At 54.1% G+C, this 18,744-nt stretch carries 11 protein-coding genes; 1 reads left to right on the forward strand and 10 read right to left on the reverse strand.

What is annotated here, in order from left to right; translation table 11 throughout:
* Nucleotides 1–51: 51 nt before the first annotated feature.
* From SH287x_RS03350 to SH287x_RS03395, 10 genes are all read right to left on the reverse strand, one after another.
* On the reverse strand, nucleotides 52–2,352 hold the full coding sequence (locus SH287x_RS03350) for a hypothetical protein (protein ID WP_479517026.1): 2,301 nt from the start codon (nucleotides 2,350–2,352) through the stop codon (nucleotides 52–54).
* 72 nt (nucleotides 2,353–2,424) lie between these two features.
* Complete coding sequence (locus tag SH287x_RS03355; RefSeq protein WP_479517027.1) at nucleotides 2,425–5,049, reverse strand: BatA domain-containing protein; 2,625 nt, start codon at nucleotides 5,047–5,049, stop codon at nucleotides 2,425–2,427.
* Between the two features lie 304 nt (nucleotides 5,050–5,353).
* On the reverse strand, nucleotides 5,354–6,283 hold the full coding sequence (locus tag SH287x_RS03360; protein ID WP_479517028.1) for a carbon-nitrogen hydrolase family protein: 930 nt from the start codon (nucleotides 6,281–6,283) through the stop codon (nucleotides 5,354–5,356).
* Between the two features lie 502 nt (nucleotides 6,284–6,785).
* Nucleotides 6,786–7,493, reverse strand: a complete 708-nt coding sequence (locus SH287x_RS03365) for an ABC transporter ATP-binding protein (protein WP_479518649.1) — start codon at nucleotides 7,491–7,493, stop codon at nucleotides 6,786–6,788.
* A gap of 139 nt (nucleotides 7,494–7,632) precedes the next feature.
* Nucleotides 7,633–8,454 (reverse strand): ABC transporter ATP-binding protein, encoded by an 822-nt coding sequence (locus tag SH287x_RS03370; RefSeq protein WP_479517029.1) that lies wholly within the window; start codon nucleotides 8,452–8,454, stop codon nucleotides 7,633–7,635.
* The gene (locus SH287x_RS03375; protein ID WP_479517030.1) at nucleotides 8,451–9,554 is read right to left on the reverse strand and encodes a branched-chain amino acid ABC transporter permease; all 1,104 of its coding nucleotides are present in this window, start codon (nucleotides 9,552–9,554) and stop codon (nucleotides 8,451–8,453) included. The genes SH287x_RS03370 and SH287x_RS03375 overlap by 4 nt, the downstream gene beginning before the upstream one ends.
* A 1-nt stretch (nucleotide 9,555) precedes the next feature.
* Nucleotides 9,556–10,524 carry a branched-chain amino acid ABC transporter permease gene (locus SH287x_RS03380; RefSeq protein ID WP_479517031.1) on the reverse strand — a complete coding sequence of 323 codons (969 nt, stop codon included), beginning with the start codon at nucleotides 10,522–10,524 and terminating at the stop codon, nucleotides 9,556–9,558.
* A gap of 135 nt (nucleotides 10,525–10,659) precedes the next feature.
* Complete coding sequence (locus SH287x_RS03385; protein WP_479517032.1) at nucleotides 10,660–11,874, reverse strand: ABC transporter substrate-binding protein; 1,215 nt, start codon at nucleotides 11,872–11,874, stop codon at nucleotides 10,660–10,662.
* A gap of 510 nt (nucleotides 11,875–12,384) precedes the next feature.
* Nucleotides 12,385–13,194, reverse strand: coding sequence for an inositol monophosphatase family protein (locus SH287x_RS03390; RefSeq protein ID WP_479517033.1), 810 nt, complete (start codon nucleotides 13,192–13,194; stop codon nucleotides 12,385–12,387).
* A gap of 49 nt (nucleotides 13,195–13,243) precedes the next feature.
* Nucleotides 13,244–14,491, reverse strand: coding sequence for a lactate racemase domain-containing protein (locus tag SH287x_RS03395; protein WP_479517034.1), 1,248 nt, complete (start codon nucleotides 14,489–14,491; stop codon nucleotides 13,244–13,246).
* Nucleotides 14,492–14,914: 423 nt separating this feature from the next.
* Here SH287x_RS03395 and SH287x_RS03400 point away from each other — a divergent pair, with 423 nt between their 5' ends.
* Complete coding sequence (locus SH287x_RS03400; RefSeq protein ID WP_479517035.1) at nucleotides 14,915–18,253, forward strand: SNF2-related protein; 3,339 nt, start codon at nucleotides 14,915–14,917, stop codon at nucleotides 18,251–18,253.
* Nucleotides 18,254–18,744: the final 491 nt, after the last annotated feature.

Genomic DNA, 18,744 nt, shown 5'->3' on the forward strand with positions numbered 1-18,744 from the left:
CGAAGGAGTTTGTGGCGACATCAACCCGAAGACAAAGCCCTGACACTGCACTCAGGCCCAACCCGTCCATTTGCGAACAATCCATTCAAGGCCCAACGCACCTGCGAACAGAACGATGAGTAGCCAGTGGTCCCAAATGGCAAAAGTGAAAGAATCTTTTGAAGCCTGATTTTCTCTCGCCAGAAACTGCTCCAAAAACGTGGGCAACTTTTCGGTGGTCAGTAACTGTCCGCCTGCCAGTTCAGCTAACTGCCTCAGGAATTCAGGATCTGCTCCGGGTTGATCCAGCTCGATATCACGCGGAGAGACCAGAAAACGGGTCATGGCATCCAATCCTTGCGGCTGGCCTCCAGCCATCTCGGAAACCTTCACCCAGTAGTCGCCAGCCACCTGAGTTCCTGCCCAGTCAATACGGCCATTTCCTGATGACATGGCACTGCTGGCGGCACCACTGGCCAGTGGCTGCACGGTTTTTCCTGCCGGGTCGATGATGTCGAGCGATAACTGGACGTTCCCCCGTGGCGATCCATCCGGCTTTCTGGCTCCAAATTCAATGATCGCCGGTGAACCCATCGGGACATTGCGCGGATTGACACGAACCCAGAGCGGAGCCTGCGTATCTTCTTCCCGGCGGGCCAGCCAGAGAATCGCCTGTCGCCAGAACTGTTGATGTGCCTTGGCAGCTCCTCCCAAGACCCATAAATATGAGGAGTCTCCGGCAAACGACAGAACACGCGCCTTGCCGATTTCCGAAGCAAACAGCAACCCTTCGCCAGAAGGTGAAGCCGCCCAGATTTCGACCAGAGGATTTCGCGCGGTGAGGCGGTTGGCCCCTTCCAGTGGTGCCAGAGCTTTCCAGCGATCCAGCAGACTTCCGCTGCCATCCAGTTGTAAAACAAAGCGGCGTAGCCCCGTCTCTGTGGGAAGAAAGGCTGTCGGGCCATCAATAAATGAGTCCGAACTTGCCGCGGCTCCTGGTCGATTTCCACCAGCTGTTGTCACGGGGATCACCTGCGATAGCTCGGTTTGATCCCAGCTGCCGGCGGTATAATTTTGGCTTCCCCCAATCGTCATCAAGCCGGCACCTGCCTGAACCCGGGCTACCAAAGCCCGGATGTTGGCTTCTCCCAACTCTTCAGCCGTCACATCACCCAGGATGTAGACATTGTAACGATCAGGTTCAAACCACGAGGCATCGAGGACGGCCGGCGCTTGCCCTCTGGCTTGCCGGATTTCAGCAAAATCCATCTGTAGTTGAGCGGCTCCACTGGCCATTTTCAGAAACTTCGGCTCCCAGCGCAGACGATCAATCACCGCGATTCGTAACCCGCCCGCTTTGACGGTGATAATCGTTTCCAACTGATTGTTCTGTGTCAGAAGTTCACCTTCAGTTGAAACGACTTCAGCAGCAAGTTTGAATTCTCCGGGCTGAGTGGGAGTGAACGAAAGTTCGACAGGAATGACCTGGTCATCTTCAGTGGGAGTGATCGTCGCCATGGGCGTGGCTCCCCCCGTGGCAAGAACCGGTTGCATTGGCCCCGATTGTCCCGGTGAAACATCGCTGCGGTTTTCGAGCAGTAAACGAACAGTCGTTGCCCGGCCGCGCGCTCCCTGAGCACGCACGCGCACTGTGACAGGCACCCGATTCTTTTCAAAGACAATCGGATCAACCCGCATTTCAGCAATCGACCAGTCCAGTCCACGTCCAGAGATGCTCGAGGCCCCATAGCTGATGCCATAGATCGGGATGCCTTCTTCACCAAATGACTGAGCGATAGGCAAAGGATCTGTCGGTTTCAGCGAGAGGCTTCTCTGGGCACCATCAGAGAGGATAAAGAGCGCCGTTGTGGGCGAATTGCGGGCCTCACGCAAAGCCGCCTGCAAGGCATTGCCAAACAGCGTCTCGCGTCCTTCGGCCTGTTCATTGGCGTTTTGCGGAGGAGTCAGTTCCTCTGCGAAGTCAAACACTTTGATCTGCGGTGGATCTTTTTTCGACTTGGCCAGCGTGCTGCGAATTTCTTCAGCATCGGCCAGAGCGGCTTCAAATCGGCTTTTGGCAGCCGGCATATCGTGGGTTGTCATGCTGCGGCTGACATCACGCAGAATCAATACCTGCTGCTCGGGGGCCGCTGATGATTCCCAGGTCAATGCCGGACGAAACAGGCCCACGATCAGGATGATGGCAGCAAACGTTCGCAGACCGCGAGTGACGCGCACACGCTGTACTGGTTGTTGAAAGAAGTGCTTGGGATAGACACGCCAAGCCAGAATCAACAACCCGGCAGATAACAGACTGGAAAGCAGATAGCCCCCAATCGGTTGAAAGGTGATTTCCTGAAAGGTCAGCTCCATAGCCTCCCGCTTTCAGTTGTCAGTGCCGGGGCATTGTGGCTAATTCGTTCGGGGACATTCCGTTTTGATGGTTTAGCCAGCAAGAGGGCCTCCCGAGTTTTCTGTCAGGGAGGACGCCAGAGAACGTTGCGAAGAGACCGCCGGCGGAGCATAGAACCAGTTGGCAATCAGATGTTCGCCAACAAAACAGAGCATCAGCAGAATCAGAACGGTGGCATAGATTTCCTGGCCAATCCGACCAGAAAGAACCGCTCGTTCAAGCGTTTCCGCATCACGGTGAATCGTCACCCGATCGGCTCCAAAGACCGTGGTCAGCATCTCGGGAGTCATTCGTTCCAGATTCGACTGCGAAGAGTTGACGCGAATCGCAAAGGGGATCGCCCCACCGGGATCAGACTTCGGCTGTGCGAGAAAATGGCCCGGATGATTGGCAATGGACTGAGGAATCACCAGACGTGTGGCGGACTCCAGCGAGACGGGCTGTTGCCTTTGATCGGGAGATCGAATCAGCCATTCCGCAGGAAAAGGAGTCTCTGAAGGAAGGGCCATTTGAATGACATCGCCGATGACAAAATTCAGTTTTCGTGATTGCTGCTGACTGAGATATTCCACTGAAGCATCTGCCAAAGCGACATAAACCCAGCTTCGAGGCAGGTCGTTCCAGTCGGGCAGACTCCAGGAGGTTGTCCATTGATGGATGATGCCGCGGCCAACGCGACGTTCCAGTAACGCCGGGGATTTACGGTCATCCAGATACCTCGCGAGGACAATCGCATCGTCATGGGGCGTAACTGACCAGTACCGCGACACGATTTGAGCAGCCCATTCTTCAAGGACACCAAACTCCAGAAGTGAAGCGATGAAGGGATGGGAAAGGTTCGGGAACTCCCACACTTGTCCGGGGCGGAAGGTGAGTGAGGCTTTCAAACCTGCCGGGAGCAATGCGTTGGCGTCGGGCGTGTCGTAGGCCAGGGGATCAATGGCTGTGGGAGAATTCAGAACCGCACGGGAAGGGCTGCCACACGCAAGCAGAACACCTCCCCCGTGTTCCACAAATTGTCGCAAGGCTTGCCAGTCAGCGACTGTCGGGCGAGGGAGATTCAATACAAATATGACGTTGAATCTGGAAAGATTGGTCGCCGAGAGGCTGGCGGCAGGGATCCATTCGGGAGCAATCGTCGTTCGCCCGACCCGGGCCAATTCGGCCGGAGCCAATGCCTCCATCAAAAGCTGGCTTTCTGATCGTGTGGCAGAAACAATCAGCACTTTGGGCGGAGTGGAGGTCATCAGAGCGAAAGGGATGGCATTGTCAAAAGCCAGGGGATCATCACCGACCAGTCGCAGGAAGCCGGTGTAGGCCCCCGGAGCAAGGTGGCTGGCTGTCATGCGGATGGTCTGCTTGCTTCCTTGAGGAACCGTTTCCATCCCGATACGTTTCAGTTGATTTCCCTGAGCATCACCCAGCACTAACTCAAAATTGGCGGAGGGTTGTGCCAATGCTGCCTCAGGCGGGTTGGCAATCGCAGACGATGGATCATCAAGAGCATCGATTCCCCCAGGGGTCACCTCTCCAGCGACTTGCACCGTCGCTTCCACGACAACATCGCTCCCTTCCGAGACCGTTTCACGGCTGAGTTTGAGAGACGTAATACTGGTGTTTTGCGGGTGAGTCTCGCCGACATCCATCAGATAGATGCCCACATCTTTCAGCTTTTCCAGTTCGCTAAGCAGACCTGCATCGGCCGCTCCACTCCATTGATGTCGTGCCAGATCGGTGAAAAGATAGATTTCTCTGACGAATCGATCGGACGTGCCACCTTCATTTTCAAGCAGGCGTTGGCGGTCTGTTTCATGCAGTGAAAGAGCGGCCCGGACGCTATCTTCCAGCACACGTTCTTCGTAACGGGTTTCCAGTTTGGAAATTCGCTGGATCGCCGTCGTGCGATCTGCCATGAAGGTTGATCTGGCAGGAAGCAGGGCATCAATAATCGCCAGGCGGCTACCTGAAGGAGCTTTGTTCCAATGAGTGGTGGCCATCGCCTGAGCCGCTTGCAGACGCGTTTTTCCCTGCTGGCGATAGTCCATGCTCGGTGACGTATCGAAGATGAAGACAGCGGCGACAGGAAGTTCGGCATTCACTTTCGATGTCGGCTTGGCCCATTCTGCTCCGATCCGATTTTGATAGGGCCAGACCAGCAGCAAAAGGGTGGCCAGCACACCCACAATGGCCAGAACCGGTATCATGCGACCGCGTAACTTCTGGATTCTGGCTTCCGGGGGAAGAGCATTTTCACGCGATGAGTTTCGATAATCCGTCTCTGACTTCATCAATGAATTGAGGGGCTTGCTCGTGCGCAGCCGGTGAATCTGGTATTCAACCGCCGCATAAACCCCGCCCGTCAGCAGCAGAATGCTCACCAGACGCAACCATTCCGAAGAGGTCAGGCTGTAATTGGCGGCTGGCAATGTGGGCCTGGCAATCGCGAAGACAAACGCTCCCACCACCAGCATACGCAGCAACATCAGTAACCAGTGTTGCAGATTAAGCCTGCGGGAGACATTCGCCTGCGACTGCCTGAGTAATCGCATCGCAGGGAAGGGCGTTCGCTTGGGCTTCTGTCGCATCAACAGATGGATCATCACCGGCAGCACAATGGCCACCAGCCCCATCAGCAGATACGGATGCAGAAACGTCATTGAACTCCCACCTTCCAGAACGATACCGCCCGCCATTTCAAGGAGATTACAGGCTCGTCCCTGAGTGTACGCCACTTGGACGATTGATTGAAGTTGCGTTTGGGAATTCAACCATTGACCACTCTGGTTGTCTGAATGACTTCTCGGGAGTCTCAATGCAGATTTGACAGGCTCAATAACCTGTCAGGACAGAGTGGTTGTACCACCAGTGCCTGGCCTCGGCTTTTGTGGTGGGTTGGTGAGGAGAGCCGTAGGGTGGTGTTAAGGCTTTGCGCAACCCACCAACTCAGGCTATCCGGATGTTTCAAGGGTGAGGACGTCCTCCCGCGCGGGGCATGGTCGAAGGTTCCACCAAAGCCGCATAAAGCTCAGGACGACGATCGGCCACGCGGTTGATTTCACTCTCACCAGCCGTGCGGATGAGGTGCTTGTTGCGGGCATGCCGGGGATCAATTGTGGCGTAAAGGATGGTTTCTGAATGATCGTCGGCGGCAGCCATTTCACTTCCCAGCGGCGAACAGATCCGGCTTTGACCAATAAACTTCGTCCCTCGCTCCACGCCCACCCGGCTGCTGGAGGCGAAATAGACCGTGTTCTCCATCGCACGGATCTGGCAGGCATGGGCCGCAAAGATGTTCGCGGTCGGTGGCCAGTTGGTCGGAAGAAGAATGAGATCGGCACCAGCCAGACTCAGCACGCGGGCCGGCTCGGGGAAACCACCGTCATAGCAGATCAGCAGGCCCACACGGACATCTCGGATGAAGAAAGTTGTCAGCGGGCCAGCCCCATATGAGGTAAAGCGATCCGCACCAATAAAGGGAAGATGAGTTTTGCGATAGGTCGCCACCACGCCTTCAGGGCCAATCGCAACGGCTGTATTATAGACCGGCAACTCAGCCCCGTTCTTCTGATCCGCCGGGTCAATTTCCAGTTGGCCATAGATCACAAAGACGCCCAGTTTCTGGCAAATGGCATGGAGTTGGATAAACCCCGTCCCTTCCACCGGCTGAGCGAAGGCACGGGTTTCCTCTAAAGATTCTGTGCAGTAGCCGGAAAGGGCGCATTCAGGAAATACGATCAGTTCGGCTCCCTGAGCAGCCGCTGTCGTGATCTGTTGGATCATCCGCTCGCAGTTGCCGCTGATGTCACCCAGCTGAAAATCCATCTGCACGATCGCCAGCTTCAGTGGAGCAGGTGGCTGGTTATCGAAAGAGGCTGATTGCGCAGAGGTCATGGGACGAATCCTCAACGATCCGTGGTGCCAAAGAAGAATCGGGTGATGTCGGTCGCCTTTCAGTCATAACGAGGCCGCGTTTTTGTCGCAATCCGCTCCATTCGATGAGCGATCAACCCGATTAGTGAGAGCAACGAAGAACGAAGGGATTAACTCCGTTCATGTGGTGCGAACCGACCCGCCGAAGAATCGGCTATTGATTCACCAAGAGAAGGTTTTCAGAGTGATGTGCGACAGGCATCTTAAGAGCCTGCCCGGAAACTCTCAAATCCTTCTCCCTGAGGGAGAAGGTGGCCGCAGGCCGGATGAGGGGGGAACGCGTGACTCTCGGTGAAAGGGAGCACATCACCATCGACGAGGTGTTGTCGATAGCTATCTCAAATGCAGAGACTAAAGCCCCTCACCCCAACCCTCTCCCGCAAGCGGGAGAGGGAGCGTAGCTATCGTTGAGAGATTGTCGATGGCGAACAACCCATGCGGGTTGGCTCAATGAGCACCAAACTTAATGAGCACCAAGATAGGCGCGGCGGATATCGTCGCTGTTGGCAAGTTCCTGGGCAGGGCCGGACATTTCGATCTTCCCCACTTCCATCACATAGGCACGATGGGCCACTTGCAGGGCTAGATTGGCATTCTGTTCAACGAGAAGAATCGTCGTCCCTTCGCGATTGATCTTGCGAATCACCTGAAAAATCACCTGGACAATCTGAGGTGCAAGCCCCAACGACGGTTCATCCAGCATCAACAGTTTGGGGCGAGCCAGAAGTGCTCGGGCAATCGCCACCATCTGCTGTTCACCACCGGAAAGAGTTCCGGCCAATTGCCATAATCGTTCTTTCACCCGTGGGAACAGTGTCAGAGCGTGTTCATAGTCTTCCTGAATCCCCGCCGCATCGTTCCGGCAAAACGCACCTAATCGCAGGTTTTCTTCGACGGTCAGGTTCGCAAAAATTCCCCGGCCCTCAGGAACATGAACCAATCGTTTCCGTGCGATGGAATGGGGAGAGTGAGATGCGATCGACAGGCCTTCAAAAAAAATCTGGCCTTCGTTGGGTGACAGCAACCCCGAGATGGCACGAAGCGTGGTCGACTTTCCAGCCCCATTGCCGCCGATCAACGTGACAATTTCACCCGCGTTGACCGTTAACGAAATCCCGCGTAAGGCCCGGATCGAGCCATACGAAACCGAGAGATTGTTGAGTTCCAGCAATACCATTGAAAATCCCGCAATCGTCAACGCCTGAACCAGCAGGTTCATTTTCTGTTGTCTGACCAGTTTTCCTGCAAAACGGGAATGCTTCCTCGCAGGGGAAATTGCCGTGCTGCCCTTGAGGCTGATTACTATCGGCCTAAATCTCTCCAGCCACAGCCCCTAAATAGGCGGCAATGACCTTCTCATCATTCTGAACGACTTGAGGTGTTCCTTCACAGATCGTGATGCCATGGTCGAGAACAATGATGCGTTCGCAAATCTTCATGACGAGTTGCATGTCATGCTCGATTAGCAGAATCGCCACTTGAAATCGGTCACGGATCTGTTGAATCGAACTTGCCAGAGCCAGTTTTTCCTGAGGATTCAGGCCGGCTGCCGGTTCATCCAGTAACAGAACTTTGGGTTGAGTGGCCAGAGCGCGGATGATTTCCAGACGGCGCTGATGCCCATAGCTCAGGCTTTGAGCCAGTTCGTGAGCACGATCCTGAAGATCAAAAATCTTCAGCAGATCCATGGCCCTTTCCAGGAGTTCCGCTTCCTGCTCGAGATGGTGGCTTGTCCGCAGCAACGTCGATGCCAGCCGGGGTTTGATTCGGACCTGGCCTGCCAGCCGCACGTTGTCGAGGATCGACAAGTTGGGAAACAGGCGGATGTTTTGAAACGTGCGCGCAATCCCCGCCGCAGTAATTTCATACGGCTTGCGATGGGTCAGGTCTTCACCATCAAGTCGCAACGCTCCGGTGTTCGGTCGATAGATCCCCGTCAGCAGATTAAAGACGGTTGTTTTGCCAGCCCCGTTAGGGCCGATCAATCCATGCAATCCCGCCTTAGGGATCGACAGAGAGAAATTCTGAACGGCCTTCAATCCACCAAACGAGATTCCCAGATTTTCCACTGAGAGCAGCACATCAGTTGCTTGAGTAGAAGACGCTAAGGAAGCAGGGGCATGTGCGGTCATGTTGTCCCCTTATTCGAGTTGGCTTTGGAGGGACGACGGAAGAAGTCCCAGATTTCGTGAATCCCGAAAAGACCCTGCGGGCGACAGAGCATCATCACCACCAGCAGCAGGGCATAGACAATCAGGCGATAGCGTTCAAAATCACGCAGCAGCTCAGGCAGCCCGGAAAGCAGGACAGCCGCCAGCATCACACCCGTGATCGAACCTCGTCCTCCCAGAACGGTCATAATCACATAGTCAAAAGAGCGTTGAAAACCGGCATCTTTAGGGGAGATAATCACGCCCCCCTCATGAGCCAGCAATCCGCCCCCCACTCCTGCGAAAAAAGCCGCAATCACGAAGGCGAGTGTCTTTTGTCGGGCCACGTTGATCCCCATCGCCTGAGCGGCGATTTCATCTTCGCGAACCGAAAGCATGGCGCGACCAATGCTGGACACTTTGAGCCGATAAGCACAGATCACGGTGATGGCCAGAACAGCATAGACCCAGAACAACGAGGTATATTTCGGGATGCCATCAAACCCGATTGCGCCACCCACCGGTAAAGTGGCGAGTGTGGAAAGCGGCGCTTCGCGGACAATCGCGGGATCATCAACGACCTTGCCCGTCTGCTGGAGAATCACGCGAAGAATCTCGCCAAATCCCAACGTCACAATCGCCAGATAATCGCCACGCAATCGCAGCGAAGGGAGTCCCACCACCAGACCCGCAACGGCCGCAACCACACCGCCAGTAATACAGGCAGACAGGAACATCCATTCGCCACTACCGAGGAAAGAGCCATGCTTGGCTGCGGTTCCCCAGATGAGAAGTGAGCCATAAAACGTCACCATTCCCGACGTGTATGCACCCACGGTCATAAAGCCGGCATGACCGATGGAAAACTGCCCCGTCATACCGTTCACAATATTCAGCGAGACCGCCAGGATCATCGCAATACCCGCATCGATCATCAGGCGAGAGTAGTAGGGGCCTACAGCTTTGGGAACGACCCACTGGAAGGCAAACGCCAGTGCAATCCCGATAATCAGGGGGACAGCACTCTTCAGAGCATTGAAGCCATGAGAGCTTTTCTTCTGATGGGCTTCGGACGTGCTCATATCAGACTTTTTCTCGCACGGGCGACCCTAACAGGCCGGTAGGTTTGACCAACAGGATCAAGATCAACAAGGCGAAGACGTAAACATCACGATAGTTGGACGAAATGTAGTAAGCGCCAAACTGTTCAACGAACGCAATAATGAAACCGCCCAGCACTGCGCCGCGAATATTTCCAATCCCGCCAATCACCGCCGCGACAAACGCCTTCAGACCCAGCAAGACCCAAATACTATGAGCCGGCTGGCTCATGCCAGGAAACTTCATCACATATAAGAACCCGGCTGCTCCAGCAAGAGCCGACCCCAGCATGAATGTCAGAGAAATCATGCGATCGACGGGAATGCCCATGAGCGCGGCATTGTCTGTATTGTAGGAGACGGCACGCAGGGCCGTTCCAAACTTCGTACGAAAGATCAGAAACTCCAGCGCCAGCATCAGGACGCCGGATAAAATGAAGATGATGGCGTCAACCAGTGTAATCACAACATAGCGGGTCGATTCGCCCTGACCAAATCCCAGCCGCAGTAATTCCCAGTCGGGCAAAAGTGCCGGCATTTTCTGAGGACTGGCACCAAATACAAAATCAAGTTGACCAATATTTTGCAGCAGGAGTGAAACGCCAATCGCCGTGATCAGCACATTCAATCGGGGGGCTTTTCTCAAGGGACGGTAAGCCAGTCGCTCAATGGTGAAACCCGCGACGGCGCAAAACGCCACGATGCTGATAAAAATCCCGGCCGTCATCCAAACCGGAGGAGGAACAGCAGGGTTATGTGCATCCAGGCCAATCCACGGCAACGCACGAATTGCGATCGAATAACTCATCCACGCACCCAGCACGACGATGTCGCTATGGGCAAAGTTAATAAACTTAAGAATCCCATAAACCATCGTGTAACCGAGAGCAATCAGCGCATATAAGCTGCCAATGGCCAGGGCGGTCATTAATGTTTGAACGAAATCTGCCATAAGTTTGCGTCATGCAATCAACTGTGCCGCTACCCATTCAAAAGGGTAGGGAAGTGGCTGTGAGTCGATGAAAAAGACTTTGTGAATCTAACACTCATCCTGGCCGGATGGCACGGAGAAAGGACGAGGACAACCCTATTTCTGAGCTTCTGCCGGTTTAAGCCCATCAGGGGAGATGGTGGTCACATACCGGGGAGTCCCATCCTTCATTTCGAGAATGACAGCCGGCTTGATCGGGTTGCGCTCGGCATCAATCGAGATGACACCTGTCACCGCCGCAAAGTCTTTCGTTTTTGCCAACTCGGCAGCAATGTCAGCACCACTTAAAGATGGAGCATTCTTCATGGCCGCAAATAAGATCTTGGCGGCATCATATCCCAGAGCGGCCAAACCGTCTGGCGTTTCCTGATGCTTGCTTTGATACAGCTTGATGAAATCCTGCACGCGAGGTTCTGGTGTCTCAGGTGAGTAGTGATTCGAGTAGTAGCTACCGTCAATTGAGTCGCCCGCAATCTGACCAAGCTTGATGGAGTCCCATCCATCGCCACCCAGCAGCGGAGCCGTGATCCCCAGTTTCTTCGCCTGGATCGCAATGTTACCAACGTCGGTGTAATAGCCGGGAATAAAAATGACATCCGGATTCATCGAGCGAATCGATGTCAACTGAGCCGAAAAGTCCTGATCACCCGCCTGATAAGACTGCTTCGAGACGATTGTCCCGCCCTGTTTTGTGAAAGCCTTTTCAAACTCTTCCTGTAAACCAACGGAGTAAGGTGCCGCTTGATCGGAAAGAATCGCCGCTTTTGTAGCCTTAATTGCCTCATGCTCTTTGGCGAATTTGGCACAAACCGCACCCTGGAACGGGTCAATAAAGCAGACACGGAAAATCATGTCGCCCACTTTCGTGACCTTGGGATTTGTCGACGAAGGCGAAATCATGGGGACGCCGTATTCCTGACAGATCGGGGCAGCAGCCAGCGAAAGTCCGGAAGCGACTTCCCCGATCACAGCCGCGACACCGTCACGAGTCACCAACCGGGTCACGGCAGAACCCGCTTCACGGGCGTCGCCTTTATCATCGTAAGTAATCAGGCGAACTTTTTTGCCGTTAACCCCGCCAGCGTTATTCACTTCTTCAATCGCCAGCTGGATACCGCGATCGGTCGATATTCCGAAAGTGGCCTCTGATCCGGTAATGGATCCATAATGGCCAATCACGATTTCATTGGTATCTGCGGATTGCGATTGGCAACCAGAAACCGTTAAGCCAACAACGCAGAGCAGCAGACCGGAATAAAGAAGGAAGCTGCGGCCAAGAATATACGCAGTGAGCGATAGGCGCTCTCTCATCAGAGAAGCCTTCTCACATGTTTCCGGCAGTGTTTGACACAGAGAATCACGATGTGATTCATGACCTGCGCAGCTTGCAACATCAGAGCGATTTGGCATTGTCGATCCAGTGGCATCTGTCTGCGAAGACCTCGGCGCGTGGTCGGCACAGCATTGTTCCGCGAGCTTAAGTCGCAAGCGGGCACTATATCGCGAAAGAAACTGTTTTCAACCTTTGAACCTGGGGGAATTTCACCAAAAAACAGATTCTTGTTAACACAGGCGGCTTATCTCGTCAGTCAACAGATCTGGCTGATGGGTCAATGCTCTCACGATCTCTTATGGTCATCTGTGATGGCCGTGTTTTGTCTGAAGACCATAAGCCCGCTTTTTCCTTCATGCCGATCCAATGACCACACGATCGAATGGCCACACTGTCGAAGGGCGAACTGATTCAACGGCAACCAGATGTCGGAAGAGATTGCGACATCAACAGCGTCATGATCAACAGCGTCATGCTGTGGCACCGCACTACTTGTTGAGAATGCGCAACACTTCGTCTTTCAGGCCCGGAGTGACCGAAATCCCGTTTTTACCATAAATGGTCGGGTTGCCTTTCCAGTCGATGAAGTGCCCGCCGGCTTCTTGGAGAATGGGCAGAAGTGCCGCACCATCCCAGGGGTTCAACGCCGGGTCAGCCATAAAATCGGCACGACCTGTCGCCACGAGAATATGGCCATAGCAATCTCCCCAGCCACGAGACAGCTTGCAACGCTCCAGAATCTCTGAATAAGCCTCCCACTTACCAATTTTCTGCCATCGCTGCATGTTGGTGGTGAGGAATGTGCAATCTTCGATCGTGCTGACATTGGAAACATGAATTTGACGAACAGAGCCATCATTCAGCTTCCAGAAAGCGCCGCCCCCTTCGTGGGCATAAACCACTTCATCCAGCGCAGGCAATCCACAGACGCCCATCACGCACTTGCGGCTGTCCCCTTCAATCACTTCCAACCCAATCAGTGTGCCGAAGAGCGGCACGCCATGCACGAATGATTTGGTGCCATCCACAGGATCAAGAATCCAGCGGAAGGTGTTCGTTCCCATCTTCTCAGGAAATTCTTCGCCAAGCACGCCATCATCAGGAAAGGCTACGGCCAGTTTTTCACGGATCAGCAATTCAGCGCCCCGGTCGGCAGCTGTCACAGGAGAGAAGTCTTTTTTTTCTTCGACTTCAAGAGAAGCGTGCAGGTAATAGCTGAGAATCAGCTTGCGGGCATCCTGATAAACATCGAGAGCGAACTGCAGACGGGTTTGAAGATCTTGTGTCGTGTAAGCCATGGAAGCCAGTTTCATTAAGTGAAATGCGGAAAGTGTGGCAATAGAAAAACTATTCGTTGTTCAATCGGTAAAGGTGCTCGCCGGCTTTGCGAACCAGCAGGATCCCTTCGTCTTCCCGATTGGCAAACGATTCAATATCGATGGTGGCCGGGTCACGATAACCCAGATTGATTTTCTTGCAGACCTCTTCAGAGATTCCTGAGGCCAGAGTGACTTTCACTCGCGGAGATTCAACGCCGTTCTCAAAAGTTCCTGAGCCTCGGACATGCGTGGAGTGAGCCAGGATTCCCCAGGGATAGTCTTTGAAGCGATCCCACTGTTTGACAAAGTAATCACGCACGTGGTATCCGACCTCTTCAATCAATTTTCCGTGGGTGATAGAGACCTCATGCATGTGGGGAGCATAAATGATGAGCTCGCCTCCATCAGCGACGACAGGCTCCATTTTGTACATACATTTGCCGGCGACCCACAACTCGTCATACATCGGCGGAGCACAGGAAAGCACTGTCTGAAACGGTTTGTCAAAGCGCTTGATGTGGACTTGGCCAGAAACATCTGCCGCCTGATGCCAGGCCGATTCAGGGGTGCCGTAAAAAATCCCATACAGGCTGGCATCGCTGGCGACCACAAATTTGATGGCCCGTTTTTTCTGCTTGATCAGAGCTGCCGAAAGATCCACCACGCTGCGAACCGGCGTTTCTTTCACGCCAATAATGCCCACATTCGTGATCAATGCTCCCAGCCAGTGGAAAAAATTGAGGATCTCGGGGCCGCCAATTCCCGGAAAGAAATACTTATTCCCGCCTGAGAATCCCACCACCTCATGCGGGAACACAGGGCCTAGCACTAAAAGCAGGTCGTAGTCATTGATACGCGAGTTGATCTGGACGGGAACTTCCAGTGAAAGCCGCCCCTCTGTGATACCGGCTGTCTGCTCTTTTGAAAGGGTTCCTAACGTTGTCAGACGGTCAGGATTGTCCCATTCGTGGTTAAAAAAGCGGGTCTGAAAAAAAAGTTTGTCCCGCTCTTCAGGAGAGATCCCCAAAAGTTTACAGATCTGTTGCTCAGACATGGGAGGATGGGTTCCCAGAGCAACGAGTACATCCAGTTGTTGCACGACAGGCCGTAATCGCTCAAAAAGAGCGGAAAACAAGAGCGGCAGAGGGGCCGTTCGCGTGGCGTCAGGGATAATGAGCAAGACACGCTGGTCTTGAAAGTCGTCAAGGGGAACCTGTGTGCGGAACCACTCGCGAACGGCTTCCGAAGACATTGTTGGCAGAGAACCTGAACTCATGTCGCGACTCGGCATTCTCATCTGAAGGAGGAGAGTGTTCGGTTTTAACGATTTCATTCTCACGGGGGCCTGAGCAAAAAACACTCGGTTGCAGTTCTTGCCAAGCCCGGGAACATTGAGAATTCCCGCCAGTGTAATACAGATGGCTCTGTTTCGCGAACTCTGGACAGAGAGAGGTTAAACCCCAAAACTCAGGGTCGCGACGAAGGGAATTTTCCTGCGGGGTTCTTCAGTGGTCAATTGAGGCCCATTCGATTACCGTTGATCGCTTCGCTGCGATTGTTGCCTTTTTCTCAAGGGTGATGACCACAGCAACTATTGTCTCAGTTCATTGGTTCTCCCGGAGGCAGTATTCTTCTTCGGGTGATAACCGCCGTCCTCATTTGCATTCGAGTCTCCATTTGTGGAGTCAGGGAAGCCTCTATGACGTTGTCGGATTTGCTGGAAAGCAAGTTTCGAGGAGATATCCGTTTTCGCGGAGCTGCCTATCTTCAAGCGGAACGAGTGGCGATCAATCGAGTCTCGCCAGATCAGATTTTTGGCGTTGTGCGCGATGGGGTCGAATTTGCGACTCAGCTGGCTCGCGATGAAGGCCAGTTGAAAACCAGTTGTACTTGCATGGCCGGAAAGCCTAACCCCACGGGGCAGGCGGCTTGCAAGCATGTCTGGGCCACAATTCTGCTGGCTGAGAAGCAGGGCGTGATTTCTTCGGGCGTCAAGCCAGGGTTTATTCCCGCCTTCATCACTGAAGATGAACCACTGGAATTAACCGAAGAAGAGTGGCTCGACGATGAGTTCGAATCCGCTCCGTCACGGAAGCTTTCCGTGGTGAAATCGGCGGCGGTTGCAGAGCGTCCACCCGCAGTGGCTGCACCTGTCCGCGAATGGGAAGCCCGGCTGAAAGAATTACGCACAGTCATGCAGGATGGCAATGGCGGTTATGCCATGTCAGCCCCTGGCAAAGAACGCGAAGTGGTCTATGAAATTGACGCCGCCGCCAGCGAAGAAGCGGAATGCCTCATTCTGCAGACTTCACAACGGCAACGGCGCGCCAGTGGGCAATGGGGCAAGCTGAAACCTCTCAAGTTGCGACCTGGCCGTTTGGAAGAAATCGAAGACGAAGAAGACCGGCGGATCCTCGCACACTTGGTCGGTGGCACTCCCGATCGCGCCAGCACCAGCGGAATGGTCGGGGAAATGCAGGCCGCGGCGTGGCGTTACCGAGTGCCGCATGATTTAACCGAGCTTCTACTTCCCCAGATCTGCTCGACGGGCCGCATCCGGTTTACTGATCCCGAAGAGCGAATGACGGAAGTGCTCGGGTGGGATGCAGGCGCCGCCTGGGAACTTTGCTTGTCATTGGAGTTTGATCAGGGGCCTAGCGTCTGGAAGTTGCGAGGTTTCCTCCAGCGGGGCGAAGAAAACCGTGGGCTTGAAGTCGCTCAGATGCTGACGCCCGGTGGCCTGGTCATTCTCGATCATCAGATTTCGCTGTTCAATGATTTTGGCGCATATGCCTGGGTCAAGCTGCTCAAATCCGGGCAGCCACTCGAAGTTCCTGCGGGCGAAGAGCATGATCTGGTCGACCGCCTGCACGACATGCCTGCGCTCCCCCGGTTGAATTTGCCCGAGGAATTGCGCCTCAAAGAAGTGCGGCTGACCCCCAAACCGCTCCTGCTGGTGCATTCCCCCGGCAAGAGCAAATGGCACCACGAGCGGCTTAAAGCCGACGTGATTTTTGAATATGAAGACGCCAGCGTTCGTGGTTCCAGTGTTCAGTGGGCCATCGTTCAGCGGGCCTCCATGCGCTATGTTGTGCGTGATCGCAACGAAGAAGATGCGTACTGGTCGGCTTTGCAGGATGTCGGTGTCCGCCGGTTGATCGATGCCCGGCGTGGCCCGCATGATGTGGAAATTACTTCTCGCGATCTCGGCCCTGCTGTTCGCAAGCTGATTGGTCAAGGTTGGGAAGTGCGCGCCGATGGCAAGCAAGTCCGTCAGCCGGGCGAACTGAAATTCCAGGTCAAGTCGGGTGTCGACTGGTTTGAACTCCACGCTGATATCGATTTTGGTGGCAGCCGCGTGTCATTCCCTGAATTGCTGTCCGCTTTGGCGCGGGGTGACAGCACGGTCTATCTCGATGATGGGTCGCTGGGCATTCTGCCCGAAGAGTGGGTTCGTCGTTATGGATTAATGGGCGGGCTGGGTGTGCTGGAAGGCGATCACCTTCGCTTTGGAGCGGCTCAGGTGGGCTTGCTCGACGCGCTGCTATTGGAGCAGGGGACGGTCGATTACGATGCCCGGTTTGCCGAAGTGCGTGAGCGTCTGGCCAATTTCTCGGGTATTCATGAGGCCCGCAAGCCCCAGGATTTCCATGGGGAACTCCGTGGATATCAGCTCGAAGGGGTCGGCTGGTTGCAGTTCCTTGATGAGTTCCAGTTCGGTGGCTGTCTGGCTGACGATATGGGTCTGGGGAAAACCATCCAGATGCTGGCGTTTCTGGAAGAGCGGCGTCAGCGGATGCCGGTCAAAGAACGCCGCCCTTCGCTTGTCGTGGTTCCCAAGTCGCTCATGTTCAACTGGAAACAGGAAGCGGAACGGTTTACGCCTCAGTTGCGTGTGCTTGAGTACTCAGGACTGGATCGAGCGAAGCAGCGGGAAAGTTTTTCTAAGTCAGACATCGTGCTCGCGACGTATGGAACATTGCGAAGAGATGTCCAGATTCTAAAAGATGTCGATTTTGACTATGTCATTCTCGATGAAGCCCAGGCAATCAAAAACAATACGTCTCAAGTGGCCAAAGCGACACGGCTGCTCAAGTCCCGTCGTCGGGTGGCGCTCAGCGGTACTCCGATTGAAAACCATCTGGGTGATCTTTGCTCCATTTTCGATTTCCTCAATCCAGGCATGCTCGGACGAAGCAGTCTGTTCAAGCTGCACGCCGCTGATCCCAATGATCGGGAAACACGAAAAGTGCTGGCTCATGGACTCAGGCCGTTCATTCTCCGACGGACTAAGCAAGCCGTCGCGAATGAGTTGCCAGATAAAATCGAGCAAACCATCTTCTGTGAAATGGGTGATGAGCAGCAGCGGCTCTATGACGAACTGCGGGATCATTTCCGTGATTCGCTGTTGGGGCTGATCGAGTCGCAAGGAATTGCCAAGACCAAAATGCACGTGCTGGAAGCCTTGTTGCGATTACGACAAGCGGCTTGCCATCCCGCTCTCTTGCATAAATCATCAGATGAAGAAGCCAGTGCCAAGCTCGACGTGCTGATTCCTCATCTGGAGGAATTGGTCAGAGAAGGGCACAAGACCCTGGTGTTCTCGCAGTTCACCAGCATGCTCTCCATCGTGAAAAAGCATCTTGATCGGGCTGGTATTGTCTATGAATATCTGGATGGGCAGACGCGTGATCGCAAGCAATGCGTGGAGCGTTTCCAGAATGATAAAGATTGCGGTGTGTTCCTCATCAGCCTGAAGGCGGGGGGGTTAGGTCTGAACCTCACAGCGGCTGACTATGTCTTCATCCTTGACCCATGGTGGAACCCTGCCGTTGAGACGCAGGCGATTGATCGTGCTCACCGCGTGGGGCAAACACGGCAAGTCTTTGCTTACCGCTTGATCTGTAAGAATACGGTCGAAGAGAAAATTGCCGAGTTGCAAAAACAGAAGCGGGAGTTGGCGGACGCAATTCTGGAGCAGGACAATTCCGTCATGACCAACCTCACCGCCGACGATCTGCGCATGCTGCTGTCTTAGAATGCTGTTGTCTTGGAATGCTGCTGATAAACCGATCAGTTTTCTGTGTCTGCCAGATGCTGAAAACTGATCGGTTGATACGCTTCCAGAGAGACTCTGACACACATCTGACGGGGTGTCATACTCAGGATTGATGACTCCCGTGCCATGCTCGTGGCTCTGAGAGTGAGCATGCCGAGTGTGCGTTTGATATTGATCCTGAAGAAGACCACAGAGCATGCTTGCAGCTTTGGGAAAGCATGTTTTTGCGATCATCAACGCGCTATTTCAAGTTGCGTTCGTATGAGATCGAAGCTTGCCACTCTGAGGGCAAAAAAATCCCCGCCAAAAGTGGCAGGGATCATTGAGCAGCACAGCTTGGTGCGTTCTTGAGACAAACCCTCAGCGAAGATCGATTGCTTAAGCGGGTTCATAGACTCACAGAACGATGGCACGAGTTTTGGCGCATCACGTGAGTAAGCAACAGCATCAGTCTACGAGAGACAGCGCCA

It is taken from the genome of Planctopirus sp. SH287 (assembly GCF_056500625.1).